Origin of the sequence: Roseobacter sp. HKCCD5988 (assembly GCF_037830355.1) — a bacterium.
Classification (GTDB): Bacteria; Pseudomonadota; Alphaproteobacteria; order Rhodobacterales; family Rhodobacteraceae; genus M30B80.
Genome location: NZ_JBBLYJ010000001.1, coordinates 592,502 through 610,156 on the forward strand (window position 1 = coordinate 592,502; position 17,655 = coordinate 610,156).

Below are 17,655 nucleotides of genomic sequence, written 5' to 3' on the forward strand. Positions count from 1 at the left end.
TTAAGATTTCTCCAACTTACTGCGCAGATGGTCGTTTTCGCTGCGGGCTTCACGCAAACCTTCCATCGCGGCACGCAACTCGGCCTCGGTTTGGGAAAGCTGCGTGGTCAATTCACTTTCGCGCTGTTCGATATAAGTGATGGCTTGGTCGCGCAATTCTTCGGCTTCGTGCAGCGAAGCGGCGAGGCTTTCCAACTCATTCACATCTGCATCGGATACGCGCGTCAGACGATGCACAAGCCAATTTGCAAACCACCCAAGGGCAAAGGCGATGATCAAAATGATCGTAATGGCGATAATGAATTCAGTGCGGTTCATTGTTGGGCCTCCTCGCCTGCAGGGGCTTCGGCATCTGCCGCCTCCCCGGGCGTGTCATTTTCGGCTGCGGTTCGATCAATCAGTTTAAACTCGATACGACGGTTTTGCTCGCGGCCCTCTTCGGTGTCATTATCCGCGATTGGGTTGGCCTCTCCATAACCGCGCGCCGATAGGTTCGACACCAGAACCCGCCGCGCCAGAAGGCCGTTTAAGACCGCATCAGCGCGGGCTTGGCTCAATGTGAGGTTCATTTCCTCGCGCCCTTGACTGTCGGTATGACCGCAGATTTCCATATCGACATGGCGGCAATCTGGCAGGATCTCAGCCAAGCGATCTAGGATTGCGCCTGTGCTTTCGTTGATTTCAATCGACCCAGGATCAAAGGTGATTTTCGTCTCTGCCAACAGATCATTGATCCGCGAAAGGCAGGTTTCAGGTGACAGCAATTCGGGTTCAGGCGCAAGGCTTGCATCCACGGTCACGTTGATCTCGAAATCTGCACCGTCAAGTTTATCCGATAGGAGGCGCGAGGCCAGTTCGATATGATCTCGATCTGCAACACGGCCAGACAATGTCAGTTTTGCGGGGGTGATGAGCAAATCGCCGTCATGCAAAAAGGACAGCGCCTCTAAGCCTGCAAGACTGCGGACTGACCATCCTTCGGGCAAGGCTTCGTCTAAATTCGTGGCGAAATAGACATTTTCGCTGCCGAAAAGCGCCTGCGCGAAAGCTTGGTTCGCGGCTTGCAGGTTTTCATCGGGTAAGCGACCGCGCACCTGAACGGCCCCTGTCTCAGAAAGGCTTGCGGTGAATTCTGGCGCTTCTAACGCGCCGCTATCTTGGGGCGGGGGCGGTAGGATGGCCTGCAACGAAAACAGATTGGGAAGGTTGCGGTCTAATTCACCCACCACCCGATCAAAAAGACGCTGCGATGTGCCTTCTTTCGCCACAAGGCTGACATCGGCGTCTGAGAAGGTGAGCGTCCCCTCCCCGAGTTCTGCAAGAGCGGCGACCGCCACCTCTATGGCCCGCGCCCATTCTGTGGAAGGCACGCCAAGGCCCACATCACAGCTTTCACCTGTGGCAAGGCCTGCGGCCTCTGCCGCGGTGATAATCCGCGCCGCATTCGCCTCCGTATCTGCGGAGCAAACCTCAAGACTGGCCACATCGCCCTCGCGGATCATACGAAAGGCAAAGGGTGTAATAACGGGACGGGGGGCGGAGATGTCGATAACCACATCCAACCCTGCCTGAGGGTAACTGTTTAAGCGGGATATTGCGCTGTCACGCTCCGCCACGCTATCGGCAACCGCCGTGACAGTCACCTTGCCCTGCATCACCGAGATTTTTGAACGTGGAAGCAAGCGCAAGGCGCGCAGCCCGTATTCAAGTGCGGCATCCCAACCTTGCGGAATAGGATAGTCAACGCTTTCCACCAGATTGGCGACTTCGACCCCATTGGTGATATCGGCGATGCGTGCGGCAATGGTTTCGCCATCGGCATCGGTTGGGATCAGTCCAATCATCGAAATGCCGTCACTGTTGCGCAACATCTCGAGCAGGAAATCTGGGGTTGAAATGCCCGCGGGGTCGGCAACGGTGATTTCATCAATCAGCCGGTCATCATCCACGACTGCCGCGGCAAGTGTCCGCGCGCGAAACCGTGCAGCCTCATTGGGGGCCTCGCCTGAAATGTGAACTTGCAGCCCGTCCCCGCGCAACTCGACCCAACTCACGCCAGATTGCTCCAGCCGTTCCTCAACCGCCGCAACAGAACGGTTTTCGATGGAGATCGCCGCGGCGATTGCCACGAGGTAAGACAACAGGCCTGCGACCAAAAAAGTTAAAACTGCTGCAAGAGAGAGCGAAATTTTCATATTGGAAATGTGATCCGAATTTATCCCCTGCGGATGGCTTAGAGATTAATCGCCCGAGGATCAATCACAGCCATGCTGCAGCGGCAAGAAATAGCCCAAAGATCAGCCCAGCATCGCGATTGCTGCGAAACAGCGACAGGCAGCGGTCGACATTGTTGATGTCCAACTGCCGCATCTGCCAGATCATATGGGCGGCAAAACCCACAACGCCGCAAAGACCCAATATTACCGCCGCCCCTGATAGGACAACCATCACAGCCGCCGCCGCGAGGCCCGCGCTGAGGGTCAAGAAGCCCCAAAGCCACTGCGCCGAATTCTCCCCAAAAAGGCGTGCGGTCGATTTCACGCCCATCAGCGCGTCATCTTCTTTGTCTTGATGGGCATAAATCGTGTCATAAAACAGGGTCCATGCAATTCCTGCGAGATAAAGAAGGATAGGGGCAAGCGATAGATTGCCTTGATGCGCCGCCCAAGCCAAAAGCGCGCCCCAGTTAAAGGCAATGCCCAAAAACACCTGCGGCCACCATGTGAAACGCTTGGCAAAAGGATAAATCGCCACAGGCAAGAGAGCCAGAATGCCGAACCAAATTGCGGCTGCTTGAAAGGTGAGCAGAATGCCAAAAGAGATGAGTGCCTGCACAACCGCCCAAATCAGTGCGCCGCGCACTGTCACCTGACCTGATGGCAAAGGGCGCGATTGGGTGCGGGCAACGCCCGCATCAATACGGCGGTCGGTGATGTCATTCCATGTGCAGCCTGCACCGCGCATGAGAAACGCGCCAATAGCGCAGCCAAGTGCAATCCAGAGATCATAGACTGTTCCGCCCGCAGGGTCAGCCGCAACAGAAAGCGCCAAGCCCCACCAGCACGGCAAAAGCAATAACCATGTGCCAATTGGGCGATCGGCCCGAGATAATCGCAAATAGGGCCGTGTTGCGGCAGGGGCGAGATGATCGACCCAATTGCCCTGATAGGCATCGCGCACGCGACCCTCTGGCATTTGGTTATCTGCGCTCATATGATCCCCTTATGTCTCAAGCCGCCAAGATACGCCTTTACCTAGACCAGCCGCTTGCCAAAGCGCAAACACTCTCTCTCGAGCGTGATCAGGCCAATTATCTTTTTGCTGTGATGCGGCTTTCCGTTGGGGCCGAGATTTTGGTGTTTAATGGCCGTGACGGTGAGTTTCTTGCCGAAGTTGTCGAAGCAAATAAGCGCGCAGGACGGCTTTTGTGCCGCGAGCAAACCCGCGTGGTTCAGCTGCCGCCTGATCTATGGCTGATTTTCGCGCCAATCAAAAAAGCGCGCACAGATTTTATCGTGGAAAAAGCGACCGAGATGGGGGCCGCGCGGATCATCCCCGTTCAGACCGAGTTCACCAATTCCGAGCGGATCAGGCAGGATCGCTTGCAAGCCCACGCCATAGAGGCGGCAGAGCAATGTGGCGGCACATTCGTGCCTGAGGTCAGTGATCTGATGCGCCTTGATCGCCTTTTGGCGCAATGGCCTGAGGATCGTCAGATTATTTGGGCGGATGAGGCGCGGGTTGGTGTCGCGGCGGCTTTTGCGGGGCCGCAGCCTAGTCAGAAATGGGCGCTTTTGATTGGCCCTGAGGGCGGGTTTTCCCCGCAAGAGCGCGCAAGCCTGTCGCGCCTGCCTTTTGTGACCCCAGTCAGCCTTGGCCCACGCATTTTGCGTGCGGATACCGCCGCCGTGGCCCTGCTGACGCTGTTTCAATCTCATTTGGGGGATTGGCATGATCCGACCTGAATTGCGCCACGCCTTTGTGCGATACGCAGAGGTGATCGCAGCCTTCTGCGCGGTTGGCTTTGGCCTGTGGTTGATCACGCGCCCGAGTCCAATTTTAGGCATGGTTGGGTGGATGGTGGTTGCCGTGGCAGCAACAACGGGCTTTGTCGCATGGCGCCGCGCGCGGTTTGCATCGTCTGGGCAAGGCGTGGGGGTGGTCAGCCTTGTTGAAGGGCGCATCGCCTATATGGGCCCAATTTGGGGCGGTGCCGTGGATTTGGATGATCTAGAAAGCCTTGGCTTACGGGTGGATAAGGACAATGATCCTGCATGGGTTTTGAAAACCCGCGACAGTGTTTTGACCATCCCCCTTGAGGCAAGCGGCGCAGAGGTTTTGTTTGATGGGTTTTCTGCTCTGCCCAAAATTTCAATGGCAGCGCTGATTGCCGCGCGCGATAGGAAACGCCTTGGTACGCAAATTCTGTGGACGCGTGGCCTTGACACGGATGGTCAGGCGGGCCAGTTCCGCATTGGTGTGCAATCATAATTCAGGCGGGAGCAGCGCCCATGTCGATACCTCAGCAAGGCGGTGGCCCTATTGAACGCGAAAGCCAGTTGGCAGAGTATTTGGCCGTAGGGTGCAAGCCGCGGGATCAATGGCGCATTGGCACAGAGCATGAAAAATTCGGCTATTGCCGCGACACGCTAAACCCGCTGCCCTATGATGGCCCTCGCTCAATCAAAGCGGTGCTTGAGGGGTTGCGCGATAAATTCGGATGGGCGCCCGTGATGGAGGGCGCGCACATCATCGGCCTGACCAAGGATGGCGCGAATGTCAGCCTTGAGCCGGGCGGGCAGCTTGAACTTTCAGGCGCGCCTCTCGAGACAATCCACCAGACCTGTGACGAGGTGAACCAACACCTCCGCGAGGTGCGTGATGTCGCCGATAAGATCGGGGTTGAATTCATCGGCCTAGGTGCGGCCCCGATTTGGCGGCATGAGGATATGCCGATGATGCCAAAAGGGCGCTATCGCCTGATGACAGGCTATATGGATCGCGTGGGCAGCATGGGCAAAACCATGATGTATCGCACCAGCACGGTTCAGGTGAACCTCGATTTCTCCTCTGAGGCGGATATGGTGCAAAAGCTGCGCGTGGCTGTGGCGTTGCAACCTGTCGCGACTGCGCTGTTTGCAAATTCGCCCTTTATTGATGGCAAACCCAATGGGCATAAATCATGGCGCGCCCGTGTTTGGCGTGACCTCGATGCCGCGCGAACGGGGATGCTGCCCTTCGTCTTTGAGCAGGGTTTTGGCTTTGAGGCATGGGTGCAATATGCGCTCGATGTGCCGATGTATTTTGTATATCGCGATGGGGTTTACATTGATGCGCTCGGTCAATCCTTCCGCGATTTTCTCAAAGGTCAATTGCCCGCCCTTCCAGGTGAGGTGCCGACCCTGTCTGATTGGGCGGATCATTTGACCACAATTTTCCCAGAGGCACGGGTCAAGAAATTCATCGAAATGCGCGGTGCCGATGGCGGCCCATGGCGCAGGCTATGTGCTTTGCCCGCGTTTTGGGTGGGTTTGATGTATGATCAGACCGCATTGGACGCCGCATGGGATTTGGTGAAGGGATGGGACGCTGAGACCCGCGATGCGCTGCGCGTTGCGGCATCTGTTGAAGGGCTTCAGGCCGACACTCACGGGATAAAGATGCATGAGCTGGCGCGTGAAGTTGTGGCGCTCTCTGAGGCGGGGTTGAAAACCCGCGCGCGCGCGGGCGCGGGTGGGCTTGTGCCTGATGAGACACATTTTCTGAATGCGTTGAAAGAAAGCCTAGACAGCGGCAAAACCCCCGCCGATGAATTGTTGGAACGCTATCACGGCGAATGGGGCGGTGATTTAACGCGGATCTACGAAGAGTATAAATACTGATTAGGATTTCTGGCCAATTTTCGGCTCGGTGCCAGAGAGCAGTCTTTTGATATTCGCGTGGTGTCTGTTGAAAATCAGCGCAGCCAAGATGACCGTGACGACTGCGGTCTGCGGATAACCCAAGATTGCCACGAATACGGGTGACAATACTGCCGCGATCAGCGCGGATAGGGACGAAATGCGAAACCGCGCGGCCACAATCGCCCATGTGGCGCAAGCCGCAATACCTGCAGGCCAAGCAAGTGCGAGGAGCGTGCCGAGAAAGGTTGCCACCCCCTTGCCGCCCTTGAAACCGATAAACACAGGGTAGCAATGCCCGAGAAATGCCGCGCCCCCCGCAACTTGTGCAGCTAAATCGCCAAACAAAGCGCGTGCCACCAAAACGGCAATCGCACCTTTTCCTGCATCAAGAGCCAAGGTCAGGAAAGCCGCCAGTTTATGGCCTGTGCGCAGGACATTGGTTGCGCCAATATTGCCCGACCCAATGCTGCGCAAATCGCCCAAATTGAACAGGCGCGCCATGACCAGTCCAAAGGGAACCGAGCCCAAGAGATAGGCCCCGATCCCAACGAGGCCCAATTGGATCAAGTTAAATTCGATCACGATGCGTTCCGTTCATAAATGCATTGGCCGTTGATGAAACTTGCCAAAACCATCCCTTGCAGCCGTGCGCCATCAAAGGGCGTGTTCTTGGATTTTGAGTGCAAAGCGAAGCGATCCAGAACAAAGGGTCGATTTGGATCAAACAGAATGAGATCAGCCGCAGCACCTTCGGCTAAGCTGCCACCTGGGACATTAAAGCGGCGGGCGGGGTTCAAAGACAACGCTTTGAAGAGATCAGGCAGGCTCAGACCCGCCCCGTGATGCAGCCGCAACGCGGCGGGCAACAGGGTTTCAAGCCCTACTGCGCCACTGGCCGCCGCTTCATAAGGCAGCCGTTTGCTTTCTTCATCCTGGGGTGTGTGCATGGAGCAAATAATATCAATAAGCCCTTCCCGCAGCGCCTCAACCATCGCAACGCGATCTTCCTCGGCGCGCAAGGGTGGCTTGACCTTAAAGAAGGTGCGGTAATCGCCTACGTCAAATTCGTTCAGCGTCAAATGGTGGATTGAAATACCGGCCGTAACATTCAGCCCTGCCTCTTTCGCGCGGCGCAGCGCGGGTAACGATTTCGCGGTGGAGATCTGATCTGCGTGATAGGCCACGCCGGTCATTTCAACCAATGCAAGATCGCGCTCCAACCCCATACGTTCTGCCATAGGCGACACTGCGGGCAAGCCTTTAAGAGAGGCGAATTTGCCAGAGGTTACAGCCGCCCCTTCTGACAAAATAGGGTCTTGTGGATGGCCCACAATGAGCGCGCCAAGACTGCGGGCGTACACCATGCAGCGGCTGAGAACCTTGCTGTCGCGCAGAACGAGGTCGCCATCGCTGAAGGCCACAGCCCCTGCATCCAAGAGAAAGCCCAATTCCGTCATCTCGCGCCCCTCACGGCCCTTGGTCAGGGCAGCCATTGGGAGGATACGCACGGGGCTTGCATCCTGCGCGCGGCGGCGCACGAATTCCAATGTTTCAGGCGTATCAATCGAGGGGGTGGTGTCAGCACGCGTGACGATGGTGGTCACGCCACCTGCGGCGGCAGCCGCGCCTGCGCTGCGGAAACTTTCCTTATGACGTTCACCAGGCTCGCCGATTTTGACGCCAATATCGACCAGACCGGGGGCAAGGCAGGATTCGGCGCAGTCAATGACGCGCTCTGCGTTTCGGGTCGTGTCACCCGTTCCGCGCGCCGCAATCATCCCATCTTTGACGAGAAGCCAGCCCAAATCCTCGGTGCCTGCCTCTGGGTCTATGAGGCGCGCATTTTTGAATAGTATATTCATGCCTGCGCCCCCTTTTCGGCTCGTCTGGCACGCAAATTCTGCGCCAGCAAATCCATTGCTGCCATACGCACAGCAACGCCCATTTCAACCTGCTCTTGGATTACTGATCGGTTGATGTCATCGGCAATGGTTCCGTCAATCTCGACCCCGCGATTCATTGGGCCGGGGTGCATGACAATCGCATCATCCTTGGCGGCGCTCAGCTTTTCTGCGTCCAGCCCGAAGCGGTGATAATATTCCCGTTCCGATGGGATGAAGGCGCCGTCCATGCGTTCTTTTTGAAGGCGCAGCATCATCACCACATCACAGCCTGCAAGCCCTGCTTGCATATCGTCATACATTTCCACGCCCCATTCGCTGACCCCTGCGGGCATCAAGGTGGGGGGGCCAATTAGACGAATTCGGTTCTCCATTTTGCCAAGCAGCAGAATGTTTGAGCGCGCCACGCGGCTATGTGCAATGTCGCCGCATATCGCAATGTTCAGGCGGTGCAAGCGCCCTTTTGCGCGGCGAATGGTCAGCGCATCCAACAGGGCTTGGGTTGGGTGTTCATGCTTGCCATCGCCCGCATTCAGAACCGCGCAATTTACCTTTTCCGCCAAGAGGTTCACGGCGCCCGAATGGGGGTGCCGCACAACCAAAAGATCAGGATGCATCGCGTTGAGCGTCAGCGCCGTATCAATGAGCGTTTCACCCTTTTTCAGGCTAGACGCCGCCATCGCCATGTTCATCACATCCGCGCCAAGACGTTTGCCTGCCAATTCAAAACTGGCTTGGGTGCGGGTGGAGGCCTCGAAAAACATATTGATCTGGGTCAGCCCCTTTAAGGCGTCACCGTGTTTATTATCACCGCGCTCAAGTTCGGCGTAGCGATCGGCAAGATCAAGAATTGTAACGATTTCATCGGGGGCAAGTGTTTCGATACCTAAGAGGTGGTTTTGGCGAAACGACATCGGGCTCCCCCTGATCTGTCTTCCTATTTGACTGCGCCGCTTATAGGCCGTCTTTGGGGGCGGACACAACCCATCCGATAGAGGCTGTTATGGCCCATTTACCTCGCGGCGCACTGGCAGTAGCATTGTGACCATGCGCCATGACCTTGATCAGAAGACCTATACCGATGCGCTTGCCGCGCTCAGTTGGCAGGTGGATTTGGGTGTGAGCGATGCGATTGAAGAAGCGCCGATCAACCGATTTGACCTTGAGCCCGAGGTGAAGCCTGCGCCCGTTTCACCAAAGGTCGCGCAGTCTAAGCCTGCACCAACACCCGCACCGAAAGCGGCCACTGTTTCAGATTTGGCCAAAGCCGCCGATGCCCTAGCACGGGCGGCACCTTCCTTAGATGCATTGCGGGCTGCAATGGCGGATTTCCATGGGCTTGATCTGCGCAAAGGCGCGCGGAATATGGTTTTCTCGCAGGGCAACCCTCAGGCCGATGTGGTGGTCATTGCCGAAGCCCCAAGCCGTGCCGATGATGAGGCGGGGCAGGGTTTTAGCGATGAGGCGGGCAAACTCTTTGATGCGATGTTTGGCGCGATCGGTCTTTCGCGGTCGGCAGAGGGTCAGAGTGAGGCGCTCTATTTCACGTACGTTTCCCCGTGGCGGATGCCGCAAGATCGCCCAATCACAGAGGCCGAGCATCAGGTGCTGCGTCCTTTCTTGCTGCGCCATATCGCATTATGTGCGCCGAAGGCGGTGGTGCTGCTTGGAAATGCATCTTGCGTTTCAGCCCTGTCACAAACGGGTGTCCAGCGTCTGCGTGAATCGGATCATATGCTTGTCGCAGGCGCGCATCGCTGCCCTGCTTTCCCAATTTATTCGCCCGCTCGATTGATGAACGTGCCTTTGCTCAAGCGCGAGGCTTGGGCGGATTTGTTGAAACTGAAAGCGAGCCTTGGGGGCGCGAGATGAGCCGCATTGATGAGACGCGCGACTTTATCCCAATCGGCATTGCGGTTCTGGCCGTTTCTGACACGCGGGATTTGACGCAAGATAAATCTGGCGACCTTTTGGAAGGGCGGATCAAAGCGGCGGGCCATTATTTGATCCACCGCGAGATTTTACGCGATGAGCGCACTGAGATCGCAGAAAAACTGCGCGCGTGGTGCGCGGATCCTGCGGTGGACGTGATCCTGACCACGGGTGGCACGGGTCTTACAGGGCGCGATGTCACGGTGGAGGCGCATCGCGATGTTTACGAAAAAGAAATCGAGGCCTTTGGCACCGTTTTCACCATGGTATCGATGCACAAAATTGGCACATCAGCAGTTCAATCTCGGGCAACGGGCGGGGTCTGCCAAGGCACATACCTTTTTGCCTTACCGGGCAGTTTGGGGGCCTGTGCCGATGCGTGGGATGAAATTCTAAGATGGCAGCTCGATTATCGCCATCGCCCCTGCAATTTTGTTGAAATCTTGCCCCGCCTTGAGGAACATCGGCGGCGGAAATAGCCATGCCGAACATATCCCCCATGTGGGGTCACTATGCCGCGCTATTTCCATCGTGCTTTCTTGGTCTATTCTTAGGGTAATCCTTCCCTGCTGAGGCGATACATTTATGAGATTTTTCAAACGTGCATTGACGGGGTTATTCCTAAGCGCTGTGACCTTCGGACTGTTGTCCTTGGCGGTCGGGCTGATCTGGTCATCTTTGCAGGAACGCATGGGCGATCAGGGCAGTCGCCCGCCTGCCCGAGAGCGGGTTTTTGCCGCCGAAGTTCTGACGCTGACCCCGCAAAGCTTGCGTCCTGAACTGACCGCGTTTGGCGAGATTTTGCCGCGGCGCAGTCTAGAATTGCGGGCGGCCATCGGGGGACGTGTGGTTGAGCTTGCGCCCAATTTCCGCGAGGGGGGGCGTGTTGAGGAAGGCGCGCTTTTGGTGCGGATTGATCCTGCCGAGGCAGAATGGGCGCGCGACACCGCCGCGGCAGATCTACAGGATGCTGAAGCGCAGGAAGATTTGCGCCGCCGCGCGCTAGAGCGGGCGCGTGATCTTGCGGATCGCGGTGTCGGCAGTTTGGCCGCGGTTGAGGCGGCGGAATTGGCCGTGGCTTCCGCCAGCCAAGCCACATTGGCCCGCAGGCAGGCGCTTGCGGATGCAGAGCGGCGTTTGGCTGATACTGAAATTCGCGCTGGATTTTCGGGGGTTTTGTCCGAGGTTGATTTGGCCGAAGGGCGGCTGTTGAGCGCGAATGAGCAATTTGGCCGCCTGCTTGATCCTGATCAGCTTGAAGTCGCCTTTCGTCTATCGACCGCGCAATATGCGCGCCTGGTGGGCGAAGATGGCCGCCTGCCGCAAGTTGATGTGGAGTTGCGCATTGATCTGGGTGAGCAAGTTTTGACCCTACCTGCACGCCTGACGCGGGAGAGCGGGGCGGTGGGTGAGGGGCAAACGGGGCGGTTGCTCTTTGCCGATGTGCTGCGCCCTGCGGGCTTGCAAGCGGGGGATTTTGTCAGTGTCCATGTGACCGAGCCCGCGCTTGAGGGCGTCATGATTGCGCCTGCCACGGCCTTGGCCGATGGCGCGCATGTGCTTGTTTTAGGGGATGAAGATCGCCTTGAGGACGCCGAAGTTACGCTCCTGCGCCGGCAAGGGGATGATGTGATTTTCCGCGCGGATCACTTGGCAGGCCGTGAGATTGTGGCCGCCCGAACCCCCGTCTTGGGGGCGGGGATCAAGGTTGACCCTCTGCGCCCTACAGCCGATGGCAGCCTACCTGAGGTGGTGCAAGACGAGGAGCTAGAGCTTGACCCTGAACGCCGTGCGCGGCTGATCGCCTATGTTGAAGGCAACAGTTTTATCCCTGATGATGTGAAATCGCGGCTCTTGGATCAATTAAACCAACCCCGTGTGCCAAGCGGGGTGGTGGCGCGGCTTGAAGAACGAATGGGGGGCTAACCATGCGTAGCCTTCCGCCACAGGCCTCGGGCATATTGTCTTATTTCACGCGTCACCGCACGGCGGCCAATTTGGTTTTGGTTGCATTGATCGTGGCAGGCTTGTTTGCCCTGCCCAATATGCGTGCGCAGTTTTTTCCCGATGTTGTGGTGGATGATATCGACATCTCGACCCGATGGGATGGGGCAGGGGCTGAGGATGTAGATGCCGCCATTGTGGGCGTCTTGGAACCTGTTCTTTTGGCGGTTGATGGTGTTGTCGCATCCGAGGCCACCGCGCGTGAAGGGGTGGCCAATATTCGTTTGGAATTTGAGCCCAGCTGGGACATGGCCCGCGCAGCAGATGATGTGCAGCAGGCAGTCGATAGTGTCACCGACCTGCCCCAAGATGCCGATACGCCAGAGGTGCGGCGCGGCACATGGCGTGATCGCGTGACCGATGTGGTGATTACGGGGCCCGTGGCACCCGCCCAACTGGGTCGGTTCGCAGATGAATTCGTGGCGCGCCTCTTTGATCAGGGGGTGACACGCACAACCATTCGCGGGGTCGCTGCCCCGCAGATTTTGATCGAAGTGCCAACGGTGCGGTTGATTCAATATGATCTCACGATGGCTGATATTGCAGCTGCCATTGCGGCCGAAGTCGATACCGCGCCCGCAGGGGCGGTTGATGGGGCCAATGCACGGGTGCGGGCAGGATCAGCCAAGCGTAGCGCGGAGGAGATTGCGGCAATTGCCCTTATTCGTGACCCGAACGGGCGCACAGTCTCGATTGGAGATGTGGCGCGGGTGATGGAATTGGCGGTTGACCGCGAAAGTGCGTACTTCGTGGGTGGCAACCCAGCAATGACGGTGCGGGTGGATCGCTCGGATAAGGGTGATGCGATTTCCATACAGGCAACAGTCGAAGACATCGCCACGCAAATGGAGGCGACCCTGCCGCAAGATGTGCAGATTGATCTGATCCGCACGCGCGCAGAGTTTATTTCGGGCCGTTTAGAAATTCTGTTGTCCAATGGCGCGACAGGTTTGGCGTTGGTTCTTGGCTTGTTGTTTTTGTTTCTCAATGCCCGCACCGCTTTTTGGGTGGCAGCGGGCATCCCCGTGGCGATGTTGGCCGCAATTGCGCTGATGTATGCCGTTGGGATCACCCTGAATATGATTTCGCTTTTTGCTTTGATCATCACTTTGGGGATTGTTGTGGATGATGCGATTGTGGTGGGCGAACATGCCGACTACCGCCATCGCGCCCTTGGGGAAGACCCTATCACTGCCGCCGAAACTGCCGCGCGGCGCATGGCAGCGCCTGTTTTTGCCGCGACCCTCACCACTGTTCTGGCATTTGCGGGACTTGCGGCCATTGGCGGCAGGTTTGGGGATTTGATCGCTGATATTCCCTTTACTGTCATCGTGGTGCTGACGGCCAGTTTGGTGGAATGTTTCCTAATCCTTCCCAACCATATGGCGCATGCTTTGGCGGCGAATGCGAAGGATGCTTGGTATGATCGCCCCTCACGTTTTGTGAACCGCTGGTTCGAGAGGCTGCGCGGGCGCTATTTCCGCCCCTTCATCGATTTTGCCGTTAAAGCGCGCTATCCTGTTGTGGCCGTGATGTTGCTGCTTTTGGCCACCCAAGCCGCCAGTTTCTTGCGCGGTGATGTCACGTGGCGCTTTTTCAATGCGCCTGAGCTGAGCTCCGTTTCGGGGAATTTTGCCATGCTTGACGGGGCAGGGCGTGACGATAGCCTTGCCATGTTGGCTGAAATGCAACGCGCGGTTGAGGCCGTTGCAAGCCGGTATGAGGCTGAGCATGGCCGCAACCCAACCTCGTATGTCTTAGCTGAAATTGGCGGGAATACGGGCGGCAGTCTTGCATCTGCCGATGGGAAAGACAGCGATCTTTTAGGGTCAATTTCTATCGAGTTGATTGACCCTGACCTGCGCCCTTATTCCTCCTTTGCTTTTGTCGCGGATTTACAAAATGAAGTGCAGCAAAATCCGATGGTGGAAGAGATCAGCTTTCGCGGATGGCGCGGCGGGCCAGGTGGCGATGCGATTGATGTTCAAATCACAGGCGCGGAAACCGAGATTCTCAAGGCTGCAGCAGAGGCCGTCAAAACCGCGCTTTTGCCCTTTGGCGAGGTGTCAGGTTTGGCCGATGATCTGCCCTATGATCGGCAAGAGTTAAGTCTATCTCTAACCCCGCGCGGAGAGGCCTTGGGATTTGAAATTGAGGCTTTGGGGCGGATATTGCGCAATCGCTTGGGTGGGGTTGAAGCGGCAAGCTTTCCCGATGGGTTGCGCACGGCCACGGTGCGGGTGGAATTGCCGCAAGGCGAGTTAACCGCCGATTTTCTGGATCGCATGTTGTTGCGGGCGGATGGCGGCAGCTATGTGCCCTTGGCCGATATTGTTTCGGTTGAGACGCGAACGGGCTTTTCCACAATCCGCCGCGAAAACGGACAGCGCGTGGTGTCAGTGACGGGGGACTTATCCGAAGATGACCCTGCCCGCGCTGAGGAAATCATGGCGCAATTGCGTGATCAAATCTTGCCAAATATTGAGGCGCAATTTGGGGTGACCACGACCCTTTCGGGCTTGGCCGAGCAGGAACGCGCTTTCTTGGACGATGCCCTTGCGGGGTTCTTGGCCTGTATGGTTGGCATTTACATCGTTTTGGCCTGGATTTTTGCAAGCTGGCTGCGCCCGCTTGTCGTGCTGTGCGTGATCCCGTTTGGCGTGACGGGGGCGATATTTGGCCATTGGCATTGGGATGTGCCTTTGTCGATGTTTACGGTTGTGGGTCTGATCGGGATGACGGGTATCATCATCAATGACTCGATTGTTTTGGTTTCAACTGTGGATGAATATGCAAAAGATCGTGGGCTGATCCCTGCCGTGGTTGATGCTGCCTGTGATCGTTTGCGACCCATTCTTTTGACCACCCTGACCACGGTTCTGGGTCTTGCGCCCTTGTTGTTTGAAACATCGTCACAGGCGCAGTTCCTCAAACCCACTGTGATTACGTTGGTTTATGGTTTGGGCTTTGGGATGTTTGTCGTCTTGCTCTTGGTGCCAGCGGTTTTGGCAATACAAGCTGATATTGGAAAGCATGTGCGCAGCTTGCGCCGCGGCTTGGGCCATCGCGAGCGGATTGGTCAAGCAGGCGCCACGCTTTGGCTCGCCTCTTTGGGGGTGGTTCTCTGGTGGGGTTTGGTCATGGGCGGCCCAATCTTGACGGGCGGGGCTTGGGGATGGGGGGCCGCACTCCTACCCGCGAGTGCCCTGACTGCGTTCCTTGTCTTTAGCCTTGGCGTGCTGATCTTGGTTTTGGGGCTTGCCGCAGGGGTCGCCTATCAAAATCGCAAGACCTAACGCGCCACGCAGCCCTCAATCTCGATCGCGCGATGAGAGCCGACAAGTGTGATGCGCAGGTCTGAGCGCTCCATTGAAAAGGGCAGGCCTTGCGGGGGCACCAAATCCGCCGTTGCGGTGATCTGCCCCCCATTGCGCTGAAAGGTGGGCGGCGACATCCAGACATCTGGGAGGGGCAGTTCTAACATCATCGTTTCAGGCGACCCTAAATCGGGGGCGGTGACCTCTACCGACACTTGCAACCCATCTGAAATTGGCCTGATTGCACATCGGGCAGGGCCAACGCCAGCTTCTGCGGCGGGGGTGGGTTGATCTGCCAACGCCTGCAGGATCATCGGATCACGGGCCCCGCTATCTGGTAAAATACCCTCAAGCTCAAGGCTGATTGGCATGCAAATTTCGTCACAAACGCCAATGCTCAACTCAGCCGATAGGGGCATGGGGCCAAGGCCGCGGGGCATTGCAAGCTCAATCGGAAAGACCACGTGATCATGATACCCAATATTGGGCGTGCCCGCCGTGAAGATAACTTCGGGGCGGGGGAAATGCATCCAAGCCGCTGCAATCTGAGCGTTTCTTTCGATCCGCAATTCAGGTGCGAGGCCCCCATCCCCAGGGCTGCGCCAATAGGTTTTCCACCCTTGGGCTAGGCTGATTTCTACGGCGGCCATGTGATGGCCATTTTCCATACGCCATCCAGACAGAAACCGTGCCGTGACGACATCATCACCGTTCAAGGCAACAGTTTGGCCTGACGCGGCGCCCGTGATCCCGCAGGCCATGCAAAACGCAAAAGCGCCCAAAGTGAGGGCGCGCGCGGCGGCATTGGATGGGATGGTTTCATTCATCATAGCCTAAGTGGTTAGCGGCAGACGCCATGAATGAAAAGTCACGTTTCGGCGAAGATGCGGCAAATTCCGCGCGGTCGCCCCTTGCCCTTGCGACAGGCTCCGCGCATTTTGGACATATGAATGAAATTGAAAATATCGACAGCGCGATCGAGACTTTAACAGGCAAACTCTTGGTCGCTATGCCTGGAATGGGGGATCCGCGTTTTGCGCATGCGGTGGTGTTCCTCTGCGCGCATGATGACGAGCAGGCCATGGGGTTGATCATTAACAAACCTTTGGCCGAATTAACCTTGTCTGAGATGTTTGAGCAATTGGGCATTGCCAATGGCTCAGGATCTTTGCCTGATTTACCAATCTGCTTTGGTGGCCCCGTTGAACAGGGGCGTGGATTTGTTCTGCATGAAACCTCTTATGCGCAAGGTAACGCAGGTCATGCGGGACGCCTAGAGGTGGATGACACATTTGCCATGACCGCCACCCTTGATATCCTAGACGATATTGCGCAAGGCGAAGGCCCAGATCAGGCCATTGTCGCCTTGGGCTATGCGGGCTGGGGTCGGGGCCAGTTGGAAAGTGAGATTGCGCAGAATGCGTGGCTGATTTGCGAGGCCGCGCCTGATCTGGTTTTCAACGTGGATATGCCGCGCAAATGGGAAGCTGCCCTTGCAAAATTGGGCATTAATCCGATTTTGTTGTCTGCGCAGGCAGGGCGCGCTTAATCGCGCGGGGCGGCAGCCCGCATCAGCCGATCATTGATTGCAAGGCCCAATCCCTTTTGTGGGACAGGCGCGACATCAATCCCAGTTTTGCCGCGCAAAGCCAGTTCCGCATCGGCGTGGTGCAGGATTGAAAACAGTGCCGCAGCCGCCTCCCGCAAGTCGCCCTTTTCCGAGAGGGTGAAATCTGCATCCCCCATCGGGCCAAAGGCAATGCGTAATCGTGTTGGGTCGCTGAGATCCTGATTGATGCGCAGCGGTGCATTGGGGGCGTAATGGCTACTCATCTGACCAGGTGCAGCTACGCGTCCAGGTGTGAGGTCAGACACAAGCGCCCCAGTCAGCGCGCTGATCTCTTCGCGCGCAATGCCACCCTCGCGCAGGAGTTTTGCGGGCTTCTGACTTGCGTCCACGATGCTTGACTCAAGGCCTACGGGGCAGGGCCCACCATCTACGATCGCCGCGATGCGATTGCCCAACGATCGCGCCACATGTTCGGCCGATGTGGGGGACAAACGCCCTGATCTATTGGCAGAGGGTGCAGCAATTGGGCCACCAAAGCGGCGCAAGATATTTTGGGCCACAGGGTGGTTTGGAATGCGAATTGCCACAGTCGGCAGACCTGCACTGACCAAGGGGGATAGCCCGTGATCAGGGCGCAGGCGCAAGACCAAGGTCAAAGGGCCGGGCCAAAACCGATCTGCCAAGATCCGTGCGGTATCGGTCACGTCTGCAATTTGCGCGACCTGTGCGAGGTCAGCCACATGCACGATCAGCGGGTTGAATGTAGGCCGCCCTTTTGCCTCAAAGATTTTGGCACAGGCTTGGTCATTGCGTGCATCTGCGCCAAGCCCGTAGACAGTTTCCGTGGGCAGCGCGGCCAATTCCCCTTGTTCTAGCAAGCCACAAGCACGCGCGATCCCCTGCTCATCAGTGGACAAACATGCGGGGCGGTCTTGGGTGGGTGGCACTTGTGACATTGGGGTTCATCGCCTAGGACGGCTGTGGTGTTTGCGCGGCCCGATATAGCTTGGGCGTGCTGTGAAGCCAAG

General features: G+C 57.2%; 16 protein-coding genes. 8 read left to right on the forward strand and 8 right to left on the reverse strand.

Annotation, left to right across the window (positions count from 1 at the left end):
- From AAC636_RS02995 to ubiA, 3 genes are all read right to left on the reverse strand, one after another.
- Complete coding sequence (locus AAC636_RS02995) at positions 1-318, reverse strand: hypothetical protein (protein WP_317656582.1); 318 nt, start codon at positions 316-318, stop codon at positions 1-3.
- A complete protein-coding gene (locus AAC636_RS03000) occupies positions 315-2,195 on the reverse strand; it encodes an OmpA family protein (protein ID WP_340300364.1) in 1,881 nt (626 codons plus the stop codon). The genes AAC636_RS02995 and AAC636_RS03000 overlap by 4 nt, the downstream gene beginning before the upstream one ends.
- Before the next feature lie 64 nt (positions 2,196-2,259).
- Positions 2,260-3,213: a 4-hydroxybenzoate octaprenyltransferase gene (gene ubiA, locus AAC636_RS03005; RefSeq protein WP_340300365.1), complete on the reverse strand. Its 954-nt coding sequence runs from the start codon at positions 3,211-3,213 to the stop codon at positions 2,260-2,262.
- An 11-nt stretch (positions 3,214-3,224) separates the two neighbouring features.
- Here ubiA and AAC636_RS03010 point away from each other — a divergent pair, with 11 nt between their 5' ends.
- From AAC636_RS03010 to AAC636_RS03020, 3 genes are read left to right on the forward strand one after another with little or no spacing between them, the layout of a single operon-like run.
- Complete coding sequence (locus tag AAC636_RS03010) at positions 3,225-3,965, forward strand: 16S rRNA (uracil(1498)-N(3))-methyltransferase (protein WP_340252753.1); 741 nt, start codon at positions 3,225-3,227, stop codon at positions 3,963-3,965.
- A complete protein-coding gene (locus AAC636_RS03015) occupies positions 3,952-4,491 on the forward strand; it encodes a hypothetical protein (protein ID WP_340261938.1) in 540 nt (179 codons plus the stop codon). The genes AAC636_RS03010 and AAC636_RS03015 overlap by 14 nt, the downstream gene beginning before the upstream one ends.
- Positions 4,492-4,511: 20 nt before the next feature.
- Complete coding sequence (locus AAC636_RS03020; protein WP_340300366.1) at positions 4,512-5,882, forward strand: glutamate--cysteine ligase; 1,371 nt, start codon at positions 4,512-4,514, stop codon at positions 5,880-5,882.
- On the opposite strand, the gene plsY is transcribed toward AAC636_RS03020, so the two are convergent.
- The 3 genes from plsY to AAC636_RS03035 are packed head-to-tail and all read right to left on the reverse strand — an operon-like array spanning position 5,883 to position 8,718.
- On the reverse strand, positions 5,883-6,485 hold the full coding sequence (plsY, locus tag AAC636_RS03025; RefSeq protein WP_340300367.1) for a glycerol-3-phosphate 1-O-acyltransferase PlsY: 603 nt from the start codon (positions 6,483-6,485) through the stop codon (positions 5,883-5,885).
- A complete protein-coding gene (gene pyrC / locus AAC636_RS03030) occupies positions 6,482-7,765 on the reverse strand; it encodes a dihydroorotase (RefSeq protein ID WP_340300368.1) in 1,284 nt (427 codons plus the stop codon). The genes plsY and pyrC overlap by 4 nt, the downstream gene beginning before the upstream one ends.
- Positions 7,762-8,718, reverse strand: a complete 957-nt coding sequence (locus AAC636_RS03035; RefSeq protein ID WP_340252745.1) for an aspartate carbamoyltransferase catalytic subunit — start codon at positions 8,716-8,718, stop codon at positions 7,762-7,764. The genes pyrC and AAC636_RS03035 overlap by 4 nt, the downstream gene beginning before the upstream one ends.
- A gap of 133 nt (positions 8,719-8,851) precedes the next feature.
- Between AAC636_RS03035 and AAC636_RS03040 the strand changes: the two genes are divergently transcribed.
- The 4 genes from AAC636_RS03040 to AAC636_RS03055 all read left to right on the forward strand — a co-directional run bounded on the left by AAC636_RS03040 (position 8,852) and on the right by AAC636_RS03055 (position 15,036).
- The gene (locus AAC636_RS03040) at positions 8,852-9,676 is read left to right on the forward strand and encodes a uracil-DNA glycosylase (RefSeq protein WP_340300369.1); all 825 of its coding nucleotides are present in this window, start codon (positions 8,852-8,854) and stop codon (positions 9,674-9,676) included.
- Positions 9,673-10,215, forward strand: a complete 543-nt coding sequence (locus AAC636_RS03045) for a molybdenum cofactor synthesis domain-containing protein (protein ID WP_340300370.1) — start codon at positions 9,673-9,675, stop codon at positions 10,213-10,215. The genes AAC636_RS03040 and AAC636_RS03045 overlap by 4 nt, the downstream gene beginning before the upstream one ends.
- A gap of 106 nt (positions 10,216-10,321) precedes the next feature.
- The gene (locus tag AAC636_RS03050; protein WP_340300371.1) at positions 10,322-11,662 is read left to right on the forward strand and encodes an efflux RND transporter periplasmic adaptor subunit; all 1,341 of its coding nucleotides are present in this window, start codon (positions 10,322-10,324) and stop codon (positions 11,660-11,662) included.
- A gap of 2 nt (positions 11,663-11,664) precedes the next feature.
- A complete protein-coding gene (locus tag AAC636_RS03055) occupies positions 11,665-15,036 on the forward strand; it encodes an efflux RND transporter permease subunit (RefSeq protein WP_340300372.1) in 3,372 nt (1,123 codons plus the stop codon).
- Here AAC636_RS03055 and AAC636_RS03060 read toward each other — a convergent pair.
- Positions 15,033-15,884, reverse strand: coding sequence for a protein-disulfide reductase DsbD domain-containing protein (locus AAC636_RS03060; RefSeq protein ID WP_340300373.1), 852 nt, complete (start codon positions 15,882-15,884; stop codon positions 15,033-15,035). The two genes, AAC636_RS03055 and AAC636_RS03060, sit on opposite strands and share 4 nt — an antisense overlap.
- A 119-nt stretch (positions 15,885-16,003) precedes the next feature.
- Here AAC636_RS03060 and AAC636_RS03065 point away from each other — a divergent pair, with 119 nt between their 5' ends.
- Positions 16,004-16,606 carry a YqgE/AlgH family protein gene (locus AAC636_RS03065; RefSeq protein ID WP_340301075.1) on the forward strand — a complete coding sequence of 201 codons (603 nt, stop codon included), beginning with the start codon at positions 16,004-16,006 and terminating at the stop codon, positions 16,604-16,606.
- Here the strand turns inward: AAC636_RS03065 and AAC636_RS03070 are convergent.
- Positions 16,603-17,583 carry an L-threonylcarbamoyladenylate synthase gene (locus AAC636_RS03070; protein WP_340300374.1) on the reverse strand — a complete coding sequence of 327 codons (981 nt, stop codon included), beginning with the start codon at positions 17,581-17,583 and terminating at the stop codon, positions 16,603-16,605. The genes AAC636_RS03065 and AAC636_RS03070 overlap by 4 nt on opposite strands.
- Positions 17,584-17,655: the final 72 nt, after the last annotated feature.